Genomic DNA, 13,230 nt, shown 5'->3' with positions numbered 1-13,230 from the left:
AATTATTATTTCGTTATTTAAATAAAATAACAAATGATTGAAATGTAGTGCTGATTATAACAAGTGTGTACTTAGGGAATGACCTGGTGAATAAGCTGTAATACAGCTAAAATATAGATTTATCAGCATTTTATCAGAATAAATAGAAAATGTTAACAACAAAAATGTTGACGCTTACATTTTGCTGTGTTAAATTTTGTTTGTCAAAAACAAACAAGAAAATAACAAATGGTGGTGGTCGTTTATTTTCGATTGGTTGATGAGCGGGGTTAATGATTTAGAGTGGACCATGATTGGCATACACATTCGGGGAGGTTGTTAAAATCATGATTAGAAGATGGAATGTTCTACCTCTGATGTTATTGGCTGTGATTCTTTTTGTATCCGCTTGCAGTGGTGGGGGAACAACGCAGACGGGGACGGATGCAGAGGGAACAACGAATTCAGGCAACAGCACCGAAGTCGCTGAAACAGAGAAAGAAGACGTAGCGGAAGAAGTTGTGGCGAATGTGCCTGATCTGGGTGGACGTGTCATCAAGGTTGCGGCCTGGTGGGATCTGAAACCGGCGGGAGAGACGGCCTCGGATAAGGCCAGACTCGATAAAATTGCAGAGGTAGAGAAGAAATACAACGTAAAACTGGAGTTCGTCAACGTACCTTTCGAAGAATACATGAACAAATTCACAACGTCTGCACTAGCCGGCGAACCATTCGCTGACATCGTTCAGATGGAATACAAATCCGCACTACCTGCCATCCTCAAAGGGCAATTGTTGCCCATCTCCGAATTCACTACACCTGAGAACAACATCAATCAAGAGGCAAACCTGATTGCTAAATTCCCTGCTATTGCGGGCAACGAGTACGCCTTCGAATCTCCAACCAGCATCGGTCTGGGACTTCACTATAATCGTGACTTGTTCAAAAAACTGTCATTACCTGATCCGCAGGAACTGTATAACCAAGGTGAATGGAATTGGGATAAATTCTTGGAACTCGCCAAACAGGCAACCAAAGATACGGATAATGACGGCAAAACTGACGTATACGGATTTTCTGGCTGGGCCCTTGATGTGGTTCGTCATTTTACCGCTGCCAATGGTGGAACGATCGTGGATGATACAAATAGCAAAGAAGGATTGTCCGATCCGAAAACGATTGAAGCTGCTGAATTCGTCAAACGCCTGTATAACGTGGAGAATGTCGTGAAGGTCAAAACCGGCGACAAAACCAACTGGGAGGAAAGCAATACGTTCAAGGATGGAGACGTAGCTCTGTTCACTGCTGCTGAATGGCAGTTGGGCGATCTCACCTTTGCTGTCGGCGTTGTACCGATTCCGAATGGGCCACAGGGTAGCAAAGAGGTAACGTATGCAAACAACGCGGCATCGGCGAAGTTCATTCCAAAAGGTGTGGAGGATCCAAAGATCGTCTACCAAATCTATGAAGAGACCTTCGACATCCCGCAGATTGAAGAGTATCCAGGTCAAGATTATCTGGAGAGTCGTTATACCGATGAGAAGGATATTGCGATCATTCGCGAGCACATCGCTGGAACGGGCCGCATTTTACTGGATGATGCTTACACGGGTTACCCATTTGGAGATTACGTGAACGATATCATCAAAAACAACGCTTCCGTGACAGCAACAGCCGAGAAATACAAAGCACAGGCACAAGCTGCCATTGATAAACTCGGCAAACAATAAAAACACTTATCACCAGCAAACGATTCAGGCAGGGGCTCGTGTCGGCAAGGTTGCACGGAGTCCCTTTTTCCTGAACCACCAAATCGGCATTGCTGGCATCAGCCTTGATGAGGAGGACTCGGAGGATGGCTGGAATTCTACAACGTAAGAAATGGATATTGTCCACAGTAATCATCGTGGTGGCAGCCTGCATCATTCTATATGTAACTTCCGGCGCTGATGTGAAGAGTGCAAACATTCCGCCTGGCAGTCTGCCTGCCATTGAAGTGGATGCAGTCTTGCAGCAGACCCGGCAGAAAAAGGGGTACGAACAGTATCGATCCGGAACGGATCAGGCTACACAGCCGAATGTGGACATCACCATTGAAGCAGGAGATTACATAAAAGCCGAAGGTGAGGACGTCCGCAAACTGACTAATTATGAGGGAATGGATGGTGTATCTCTCCATACCGGAGAGACCGGACAAGTCGATTGGACCATTAACGTGCCGGAGACCGGGCTGTATAACCTGTCCGCCACCTATTATCCCGTTGAAGGCAAGAGTTCAGCCATTGAGCGTGCATTGTACATTGATGGTGAACTTCCTTTTGCGGAAGCTGCCTATTTGCAGTTTGACCGGGTGTGGGCCAACGAGAAAGATGTTGTGGAGCAGGACAATCAAGGTAATGACCTACGCCCGAGACAAGTGGAGCAACCACGCTGGATGGAAGAAACGTTTCAGGACTCCGACGGGTACGAACAGACTCCATTCAAGTTTTATTTGGAAAAAGGGGAACACACGCTAACGCTAAAATCATCACGCGAACCCATGGTGATTCGGTCCATTCGTCTTTTCAATGAGAAGACAGCTGTTCCTTACGCGGAAACTGCAGGTGCACAACAGTCGGATTCCTCCGGGCAGCCGAAGGATGTACTTATTCGCATTGAAGGAGAAGCCGCGATTGCCAAATCTTCACCTACGTTATACCCGACCAGCGAAAGGTCAAGTTCTGCTGTATCTCCTTACAGCGCTTCCCAGGTACGCATTAATACGATTGGCGGCTTTAACTGGCGTCTGCCAGGACAATGGATCGAATGGGAAGTGGATGTGCCGGAGAGCGGACTTTATCATATCGGTTTTACCGCACAGCAGAATTTTGTCAAAGGCATCTATTCCACACGCAAACTGACCATCGATGGTGAAGTTCCATTTGCTGAGATGGCGCAAGCACCCTTCCGTTACCAAAGCGACTATCGCATTGACGTCATGGGAGGCAAGGAAGCATACAAGTTTCAATTGGACAAAGGAAAACATGTGCTGCGGCTGGAGAACAGCCTCGGAGATTTTGCACCTCTTATCCGCAATGTGGAGGACAGTCTGTACAACTTGAACTCCATGTACCGACGCATTCTGATGATTACAGGTACCAAGCCTGATGAATTCCGGGATTATCGGGTGGAGAAACAGATTCCGAACCTGCTGGAAGTGTTCAGCGGAGAAAGTAAAAGACTCAAAGACGTGGCCGCACAGCTTCGTCTTCTGTCAGGACAGTCCAGCGATCAGGAAGCACTGATTAAGACGATGGCGCTGCAACTGGACGAGATGATTGACAAGCCAGATACCATTCCAAGACGGCTTGCGGCTTACAAAACCAACACAGGTGGTCTCGGCACATGGGTACAGCAGGCACGAGAGCAGCCTCTTGAGATTGACGCACTGTACGTCACTTCGATTGACCGCGATATTCCTGGAACAGGCATGGGACCACTCGCAAAACTTGGTCATGAAGCAAAGATATTCTATCATTCGTTCTTCATTGATTATAACCAGATCGGGAATGTAGCTACATCTGAAGATCAGCGCACGGTAACGGTCTGGATTGGTAGCGGACGTGACCAGGCGAATACGATGAAAGCGATGATTGACAAAACCTTCACACCAGACAGTGGCATTAACGTGAATCTGAAGCTGGTCAACATGGGAACCTTGCTGCCAGCAACCTTGTCCGGTGAAGGTCCGGATGTAGCGATGCAGATCGGCAATGATCTGCCGGTGAACTTTGCGATGCGGAACTCGGCTGTAGATCTGACGCAATTCAGTGATTATAGCGCCGTGGAACAGGAGTTCAGGGAAAGTGCAATCGTGCCTTATGCCTATGATTCAGGCGTATATGCCCTGCCGGAAACACAAACCTTTAACATGCTGTTTTATCGTAAAGATGTGCTGGAAGAACTCGGGCTTGAAGTGCCTCAGAACTGGGAGGATGTCGAGGCTCTACTCGCGATTCTGAGCAAGAATCATATGGAATTTGGCATGCCGATTGTAACTCAGGCAAATATGCAGGGAGTCAATATTCCGCCGAACTCGCAGTATGCCACGATGCTGCTTCAGAACGGCGGCGCCTTCTATCGGAACGATGACAAGGAATCGGATCTGGATTCCCGGATCGGAATCGAGACCTTCAAGCGGTGGACCGAATTCTATACCGATTACAAGCTGGAGCGGGAATATGATTTTGCCAACCGTTTCCGGACAGGACAAATGCCTATTGGACTAACGGATTACACCATGTACAACCAGTTGTCTGTATTTGCACCGGAGATTCGCGGACTATGGGGATTCGTTCCAGTGCCGGGAACCGTTCAGGCGGATGGAACCTTGAATCGGGACGTACCGGGTGGAGGCAGCGCAGTCATGATGCTGGAGGGTGCCAAGGATCAGGACGCGGCGTGGGCGTTCATGAAGTGGTGGACCAGTACACCGATTCAGGCTGAATTCGGACGGGAGATGGAAGGACTGATGGGTGCCGCTGCCCGTTATCCAACGGCCAACATCAAGGCGTTGGATTCCCTGCCGTGGCCTGCGGAGGATTATGCGAATCTCAAAGCCCAATTCGAAACGGTGAAGGGTATTCCCGAAGTACCTGGTGGTTATTTTACAGGCCGCCATCTATTCAATGCATTTTACAAAACCGTTGTTGGCCAAGTGGAAGCCAGGGAATCCATCATGGATTATACCCAATATATTCAGGACGAGATTCGAGTCAAACGTAATGAATTTGGTCTTCCGTAAGCAGAGGGAGGGTTAATCGTGCCACAAATATCACTCCGAGACGGACAAAACAGTCCTCCTGAGAAAGCGTCAAGGATGGGCATGAAATCGTGGTGGAGCTGGAAGCTCCAGGAAATGAAGGCCAGCAAACATTCCTATGTCCTGCTTGCACCTTATATGCTCCTGTTCCTCATGTTTACCGTGATTCCAGTTGTCATCTCGATCATACTCAGCTTCACCTACTTTAATATGCTGGAATTCCCGCGTTTTATTGGCTGGCAGAACTATACTCGCCTGTTTCTGGAGGATGATGTATTCCTGATTGCGATCAAGAATACGCTGCTGTTTGCCATCATTACAGGACCGATCAGTTATATTGCCTGTTTTGTCTTCGCGTGGATCATTAATGAGTTAACACCGAAATGGAGAGCGTTCATGACGCTGATCTTCTACGCGCCTTCCATCTCGGGCAATGTTTATTTTATCTGGCTGATGATCTTCTCGGGAGATCGTTATGGTATTGCGAATGGGCTGTTGATCAAATGGGGTTTTCTGCTGGAGCCAATCCAATGGCTGAAGACGGAAGCCTACATTATGCCCATCCTCATTCTTGTACAGTTGTGGCTGAGTCTCGGAACCGGATTTCTGGCGTTTATCGCCGGTTTGCAGACGGTGGACCGGACATTGTACGAAGCGGGAGCGGTGGATGGGATCAAAAATCGCTGGCAGGAGCTATGGTACATTACCCTGCCTTCGATGCGTCCACAGTTGATGTTTGGCGCAGTCATTCAGCTGACAACCTCGTTTGCCGTGGCCGATGTGTCAATCGCACTGGCCGGGTTCCCAAGCGTGAACTATGCAGCAGAGACTGTGGTAACCCATTTGATCGACTTTGGTACTACGCGGTTTGAGATGGGATATGCATCAGCAATTGCCACCGTACTGTTCATGATTATGGTGGGCACCAACTTGCTGGTACAGAAACTGCTTCGAAGGGTGGGAGAATAGCTATGGCTGCAATTGCGACAGGCAAAAAGCGGGTGAATCGCTCGCTATCGGGAAGTCTCTCCCTGTTTGCCCTTCTGCTCGTATTTGGTGCCTTCATGGTGCTGCCGCTGATCTATGCAATCAACAATGCATTCAAACCATTGGATGAGATTTTCACCTTTCCACCAACGCTGTTTGTCAAAAATCCCACGTTCAGCAACTTTACAGATCTGCTGAATCTGCTGAGTGACTCGTGGGTGCCGTTCTCACGTTATATATTCAACACGGTATTTATTACAGGCATCGGTATCGTAGGCCATGTGCTTCTGGCTTCCGCAGCGGCCTACCCGCTTGCCAAGCACAAGTTTCCGGGCAAAGTATTCATGTTCCAAGTGGTCGTACTGTCACTGATGTTCACACCTGCGGTGACGGCCATTCCGAACTATATGATCATGTCCTGGCTCGGATGGATTGACACGTACTGGGCTGTTATCATCCCGGCATTTGCCTATTCACTCGGGTTGTACCTGATGAAACAGTTCATGGAGCAGATCCCGGATGCGCTGCTGGAAGCAGCCAAGATTGATGGTGCCAGTGAATACCGGATCTTCTGGTCCATTGTCATGCCCAATGTAAAACCAGCTTGGCTTACGTTGATCATTCTGCTGTTCCAGATGTTATGGGGCAGTGATGGTAATGGGTACATCTACAGCGAGCAGCTTAAGACCCTGCATTATGCAGCAGGTCAGATTATTCAAGGCGGAATATCCCGGGCAGGAGCCGGTGCTGCGGTAGCACTGATTTTGATGAGTGTGCCGATCACGCTATTTATTTTCTCTCAGAGTCGAATCATTGAGACGATGGCGAGCTCGGGCATGAAGGATTAAGGGGGAACGATATGGCACGCACAGTGAAAAGATGGCTTGTTCTCCTGGCGGCAGTATCTCTGCTGCTGGTGAATGCCGTGCCTGCGGCGGCCTCCCCGGCGCCGTATGAGAGTTATAACTACAACTACTGGAAAGAGGCTGTTCCTTCACCAGATGCCTATCTGCCCGAGCGCACCATTTCAGGCCGTGACCTCGGCATTAGTGAGTTCAAAGACCCCGGTGATGTGAACGTTTCACCCTCCGGGTTGATCTATATTTTGGATAGCGGCAACAATCGAATCATCGTATTGGAACCAGACTTTAAGCTGCTGAGTGTAATCGATGGATTCATGATGGAGGGCATCAAGGAGACCTTTAACCTTCCAGGTGGATTGTTTGTAGATGAAGAAGAACGCATATACGTCGCCGATACGGGTAACGGTCGTGTGGTTGTCCTGGATGGAGAGGGGGCGCTGATTCAAACCATTACGAAGCCCGAGTCGGATATCCTGTCGACCCAATTCCAGTTTCAGCCTTTGAAACTAACGGTGGACCATGTAGGCCGAGTGTACGTTGTGGCGCAAGGGGTCTACGAAGGGATTATGCAGTTTGACGAGAGTGGGAAATTTATCGGATACGTCGGTACCAACAAAGTGGAGCGGGACTACGGCGAATATATCTGGCGCATGTTATCCACCAAAGCCCAGCGCGCACAGATGGTCCTGTTTGTCCCGACGGAGTTCTCCAATGCGGATATTGACCACAAAGGATTTGTGTATGCAACGAATATTGATCCCGGCTCGAATGAACCGATCAAACGGCTGAATCCGTCTGGTGAAGATGTGCTGAAGCGGTTTGGTTATTACGACGTCAAAGGCGATATTCGGTTCCGTAACAATCCCGGTCCATCCAAACTGATCGATGTGAAAGTGCTGGGCGACGGCATGTACAGTGTACTGGATGCGACACAGAACCGGGTGTTCACGTACGACGATGAAGGTCATCTGCTCTACATGTACGGTGGCAAAGGAAATCAGGTGGGCACGCTCAAAACACCTGTCGCGATTGAACAATCGGGTGAGCATCACTTGGTTCTGGATCGGGGAAAGAACAACCTTGTCGTCTATGAGCCAACCCGTTTTGGTGCCCGTGTGAATGAAGCGGTGGCACTCCACTATCGGGGCGAGGACACGGAGGCCGTGAATATATGGAGAGAAGTGCTTAAGCTGAATGCCAACTATGATATTGCCTATATCGGCATCGGCAAGTCCTTATTAATGGAGAAGAAAAACGAGGAAGCGCTAGGTTATTTTGAACTTGGGATGGATCGCAAGAGTTATTCTGTGGCGTTTAAGAGGCATCGGCGGGAGATGATGAAGGAACATTTTGGTACATTCCTGACCGCTGCAATCGCGCTAATTGTCATTCTGATCCTGACCCGTGTGGCGGTTAAATGGAGACGGAGGAGGCAGGTTGATCGTGAAGCAGGATTTCATTAAGTTTCCGCTGCATCTCATTTTTCACCCCATTGATGCATTCTGGGACCTCAAGTCGGATAACCGGGGACGGCTGTTTGTTGCTTTTGCAGCACTCGCGCTTACCATTGTCATGATGATTTTGCAAAAGCAGTATGCAGGATTTCTCGTCAATTACATCGACCCTCGCACGATTAACAGCATCATTGAGATCGCCACAGTTGCGGTGCCTTTCTTTCTATGGTGTACGGCCAATTGGGCAGTAACAACCTTGATGGAAGGGGAAGGCAAGTTCAGGGAAATCGTTCTGGCAACAGGTTACTCGCTCATTCCGGTTATTCTGATCTATGCCCCGATGATCGTGATTAGCCGGTTCATGGTGCAGGAGGAGACTGCTTTTTATTATCTGTTCAATAGCATTGCGTTTTTCTGGTTTGTACTGCTTCTGTTCATTGGCATGATGACGGTACACCAGTACACGGTGGTTAAAACAATCGTTACAATGGTGCTGACACTCATTGTAATGGGCATTATTGTATTCCTTGGCGCACTGGTCTTCAGCATGCTGCAACAGTTGTACGAATTCGGTTATAACATCTACCGCGAGTTGATTTTTCGGACCTAAAGGAGGCGGCATCCGTGAATAAAAGGCAACGAATATATACGGTGCTGGCTGGTGGTGCAGCTGTAATCATGATTGCAGCCGGACTGCTGTATATAAACAACAGGGGCATTCCTGCCGTAGAAGCCGCGGCTTATCTGGATGCAACAACCAAAGCCATGCCCGTCACGGAGGAACCGTTGCAGTTTCTTGGTGACTCTTCGCAGGGTGTGCCTGGTATGCAGCTGGTCGCCGAAGATCAGGGCTTGGCCCTGTACTATAACGAGGAGACAACGGAAATTGCCGTTCGTGACGGTAAAAGTGGAGAGATCTGGTACAGCAACCCGAAAGAACGGGCTGAGGACAGCCTCGCTTCCGCATATGAGAAAGAAGTGCTGTCGTCCCAGTTGAACGTGTCTTTCCGGGATTCGATGGGCACACTGGAGAACTTTCCGAATTTCAGTTCGAGTATAAGCAACAAACAATTCACAGTGGGTCAGATCGATCAGGGGATTCGGGTGAACTATACGCTTGGTGATACATCACTTGGTATTGATGCGCTGCCTAAACTGATTAGCAAACAGCGCCTGGAGGAGAAAGTACTTTCCAAACTGGACGCTACTGTCGCAAGGTACACATCTGCCCGATATTATCCAACTAAGAACAATCCGGATATTCTGGAACGGCTGGATGGACAGATTTCGAAGCAGCTTGTGCTGAACAAGATGTTGGGAGCCTTTGAGACGGCGGGTTATACCGCGGATGATCTGGCTTATGACAATCAGGAGAATGGAGTCGAAGGCGGAGGCGTGTCTGATAAGCCAAGCTTTGTTATTTCTGTGGAATACCGACTGGAGCAGGGAGCGCTTGTTGTGAGCGTGCCCCTGAGTCAGATTCAGGAAAGTGGGCAATACCGCATTCGAAATATTGATTTGCTCGCTTATTTTGGTGCTGCGGATACGAAAGGTGAAGGCTACATGCTCGTACCTGACGGTTCGGGCAGCCTGATCCACCTGAACAACGGGAAAACCCAGGAAGAGCAGTATGTACAGCGTGTATATGGGGCAGACCCAAATGATAATTCACTCAGTCGTCCTCAGGTTAGTGAATCCGCGCATATGCCTGTGTTTGGTCTGAAAAACGGGGAGAATGCCTGGTTTGCAGTCATTGAAAAAGGGGATGGCATAGCCAGTATCTCCGCGGATATAGGAGGCAGGCAGAACAGTTACAATCACGTGCATGCGACCTTCTCCCTGCGGGGTGAGGATGAACTGGAGATGTACACCTCGCAGAAAATGCAGGAGATTCAGCTGCTTGGCGAAGAGCCTTCCCGCGGAGATATTCAGGTCCGCTATCATTTCCTTCATGGAGAAGATGCCAGTTACTCGGGTATGGCCCGCCTGTATCAACAGCAGTTAATAGAGCAGGGTGTACTGAAGCCGCTCCCAGAACAGACGGAGTTGCCGTTCTATCTGGATGTACTTGGTGCAGTGGACAAAAAGGCTTCGTTCCTGAGTGTGCCCTATCGGACCACCTTAGCCATGACGACGTACGAACAGGCCACCGAAATGGCGGCGAAGTTACAGCAGGAAGGTGTGAACCGCGTACAAATGCGTTATCAGGGATGGTTCGGTGGTGGCATCAGCCATCACACGCCAACCCAGGTGAAGTTGGACAGTGAAGTAGGCAGTCGTTCCGAACTGCAAGCGTTGTCCGCTAAGCTTGAGCAGTCGGGTGGAGCTTTGTTCCCGGATGTGGCTTTCCAGCACATTTATCACGATGATATGCGCTTTGCTCCTTCCTCGGATGCAGCGCGGTTTGTCACGAAGGAGACAGCAGAACTGTATCCGTACAATCCTGCACTTAATCGCATGGATCAGAGTAGGGACAGCTATTATTTGCTCTCAGCGGCCAAGCTTCCTTATGTGGTTAGTGAGTTTGCTGACAAATTCAATCAATTGGATCTCGGCGGGTTATCCCTTCGTGATCTTGGGCAGGTCCTGACTTCAGATTATCGGGATAGTCGGGTGATTCATCGGGAGACGGCGAAGCACATTGTGAAGGAGCAGCTGGGCAAGCTGGAACAGTCCTATCCGAACCTGATGGTATCCGCCGCAAATAGCTACGCTTGGGGTAGTGCACAACATGTTGTGAATGTACCCGCAGGGTCGAGTCGGTTCAATATTACCGATGAAGAAGTTCCTTTTTATGCGATGGTCATTCATGGGTACATGAACTACGCAGCATCTCCGATGAACACGTCGGGGGATCAGGATCTACGCAAACAGTTACTGCGCAGTCTGGAACTTGGGGCAGCTCCGTATTTTCAATGGACCTATGAACCATCATCCAAGCTGAAGCTGACGAATTATGATTCGGCCTACGCAACGGACTATTCATATTGGGTGGATGACGCTGTTGCCTTGTATAAGCAGGCCAATGAAGTGCTGGGAGAACTGGAGAATGAGCAGATCCTGAAGCATGAACGCATTCAGGATGGCGTGGTCCGGATCACCTATACTGGCGGTACATCCATCCTTGTGAATTACAATGCGGACGCAGTAACCGTGGATGGAACAACAGTTGACAGGATTGACTATGTGGTGGGAGGAGGGAACCGATGAGAACCATTCGATTATCGCTGAAGTCACGGAGAGCGCTGCTTGGACTTGCATTTATTTCCCCGTGGCTGCTCGGTTTCATCTTCCTATTTGCCACACCGCTCCTGCAATCGATTCGGTTCAGTCTGAGTAATCTGTCTGTTGCTCCGGGCGGGTACGTTCTGGACTTCGTTGGATTTAAAAATTTCAAGGATGCGCTTCTGGTTGACGCGACGTTCAACCGGATTCTGGTCGACTCGGTTGGAGCGATGCTGCTGAATGTGCCGATGATTCTGTTTTTCAGTCTGTTCACGGCGACACTGCTTAACCAGAAGTTCAGAGGTAGGACGATGGCACGTGCGATCTTCTTCCTGCCGGTTATTCTGGCTTCCAGTGCAGTCGCAGCAGCAGAGTCTGCGGGATTAATCAATCTGATGGGAGATGCAAGTGCTGTCGATGCGGCCGCTGATGGTGGTGCCTCGTTCAATGTGGTATCCATTGTGCGGATGCTGGCAGATGTGGGATTGCCGATGGCCTATGTGGATTACATTGTAGAAGCCATCATGCGGATCTATGAGATTATTAGCAGCTCAGGTGTTCAGATTTTGATCTTCCTCGCTGCGCTGCAATCGGTGCCGGGATCGATGTATGAGGTTGCGAAGATCGAAGGGGCGACAGCTTATGAATCATTCTGGAAAATTACATTTCCTATGGTCAGTCCGTTGATTCTGACAAATGTCATCTATACGATCATTGATTCATTTGCCGGGAGTCCGGTCACACAGGCCATCTACCAAACCGCATTCAAAACCCAGAACTTTGGCTTAAGCTCGGCGATGTCCTGGTTATATACCTTGGTGATTGGCCTTGTACTGATCGTAGTGGGCTGGGTGTTGTCACGGCGGGTTCATTACAACTGACGGTTAACATTAAGGGAGGATTCAGATTATGGCTGCATCAGGGACAGATCGCATGGTGGTAGTTCCGAAGCAGAATTATCACATGCATCGGGTGCGAAACAAAACATCGGACCTTCTCTATTCCATATTCAGATATGCTTTGGTCATTGGTATTTCATTTATTATTTTATATCCGTTATTTCTCAAAGTGTCAGTGGCGTTCAAGGACAAACAGGATATCTACAATCCAACGATCTATATGATTCCTCAGCACGTTACGCTGGATAATATTCGGCTAGCGGCGCAAGTGATGGATTACCTGCCTCTGCTGGCGAACACGTTATTGTTTGTTACCATTACAACGCTTCTGACAGCGATATCCTGTGCACTTGCCGGATATGGCTTCGCCCGGTTTTCGTTTCCGGGTAGTAATGTGCTCTTTGTACTGGTGATTCTTACGATTCTGGTGCCGACAAGTACGCTCATGGTGCCGATGTATCTGCATTTCCGCAGCTTTGATTTTATGGGCATGATCCAGTTGTTTACCGGAAAGAATGGCATCAATCTGCTGAATACGTATTGGCCTTCCATGATTACGGCCGCTACAGCGGGAGGGCTGAAGGCGGGGTTGTTCATCTATATCTTCCGGCAGTTCTTCAAGGGGATGCCGAAGGAAATCGAGGAGGCTGCACTGATTGACGGCGCAGGTGGATTCAAGACATTTGCCCGTATCATGTTACCCAATGCAATCTCACCGCTGATTACGGTCATTCTGTTCTCGTTTGTCTGGCAGTACAATGATACGTTTTATTCGGCACTGTTCATGAGCGAAAGTCCGCTGATTTCACTGAAAGTGGCTTCTTTACCGGCTCAGGCGAACCAATTGATTCCGCAACTGATGGGCTTTGGCTCGAACTCGGGCATCAAGGCCGATCCGAACTATGTGGCGATGATCGTGGATACAGGCATTTTGCTGGCTATTGCACCGCTGATTATTCTGTATCTGTTCGTGCAACGTTACTTCGTGGAGAGTATTGAACGTTCTGGTGTAGTGGGTTAAC

9 protein-coding genes are annotated in these 13,230 nt (G+C 49.1%); all 9 read left to right on the top strand.

The annotated features are described in order from the left end of the window. Nucleotides 1-326: 326 nt before the first annotated feature. The 9 genes from QF049_RS14990 (at nucleotide 327) to QF049_RS14950 (ending at nucleotide 13,229) form a co-directional block, all read left to right on the top strand. Nucleotides 327-1,709 (top strand): ABC transporter substrate-binding protein, encoded by a 1,383-nt coding sequence (locus QF049_RS14990; RefSeq protein ID WP_307538416.1) that lies wholly within the window; start codon nucleotides 327-329, stop codon nucleotides 1,707-1,709. A 125-nt stretch (nucleotides 1,710-1,834) separates the two neighbouring features. Continuing rightward, a complete protein-coding gene (locus QF049_RS14985) occupies nucleotides 1,835-4,762 on the top strand; it encodes an extracellular solute-binding protein (protein ID WP_307538413.1) in 2,928 nt (975 codons plus the stop codon). A gap of 75 nt (nucleotides 4,763-4,837) precedes the next feature. Further along, entirely contained in the window at nucleotides 4,838-5,749 is a 912-nt protein-coding gene (locus tag QF049_RS14980) for a carbohydrate ABC transporter permease (RefSeq protein ID WP_047842211.1), read from the top strand. A gap of 2 nt (nucleotides 5,750-5,751) precedes the next feature. Continuing rightward, nucleotides 5,752-6,615 (top strand): carbohydrate ABC transporter permease, encoded by an 864-nt coding sequence (locus tag QF049_RS14975; RefSeq protein ID WP_017689719.1) that lies wholly within the window; start codon nucleotides 5,752-5,754, stop codon nucleotides 6,613-6,615. An 11-nt stretch (nucleotides 6,616-6,626) separates the two neighbouring features. Beyond that, nucleotides 6,627-8,093 carry an NHL repeat-containing protein gene (locus QF049_RS14970; protein ID WP_307538412.1) on the top strand — a complete coding sequence of 489 codons (1,467 nt, stop codon included), beginning with the start codon at nucleotides 6,627-6,629 and terminating at the stop codon, nucleotides 8,091-8,093. Continuing rightward, on the top strand, nucleotides 8,074-8,694 hold the full coding sequence (locus tag QF049_RS14965) for a YIP1 family protein (RefSeq protein ID WP_307538410.1): 621 nt from the start codon (nucleotides 8,074-8,076) through the stop codon (nucleotides 8,692-8,694). The genes QF049_RS14970 and QF049_RS14965 overlap by 20 nt, the downstream gene beginning before the upstream one ends. A 14-nt stretch (nucleotides 8,695-8,708) precedes the next feature. Next, entirely contained in the window at nucleotides 8,709-11,294 is a 2,586-nt protein-coding gene (locus tag QF049_RS14960) for a DUF5696 domain-containing protein (RefSeq protein WP_307538408.1), read from the top strand. Further along, nucleotides 11,291-12,190 carry a carbohydrate ABC transporter permease gene (locus QF049_RS14955; protein WP_124113644.1) on the top strand — a complete coding sequence of 300 codons (900 nt, stop codon included), beginning with the start codon at nucleotides 11,291-11,293 and terminating at the stop codon, nucleotides 12,188-12,190. The genes QF049_RS14960 and QF049_RS14955 overlap by 4 nt, the downstream gene beginning before the upstream one ends. Before the next feature lie 28 nt (nucleotides 12,191-12,218). Further along, a complete protein-coding gene (locus QF049_RS14950; RefSeq protein ID WP_307538405.1) occupies nucleotides 12,219-13,229 on the top strand; it encodes a carbohydrate ABC transporter permease in 1,011 nt (336 codons plus the stop codon). Nucleotide 13,230 lies beyond the last annotated feature (1 nt).

It is taken from the genome of Paenibacillus sp. W4I10, assembly GCF_030816325.1.
In the GTDB taxonomy this organism is placed as follows: Bacteria; Bacillota; Bacilli; order Paenibacillales; family Paenibacillaceae; genus Paenibacillus; species Paenibacillus amylolyticus_B.
Note: the sequence above shows the minus strand (reverse complement) of the source record. Positions and strands in the feature narration are given on the sequence as shown.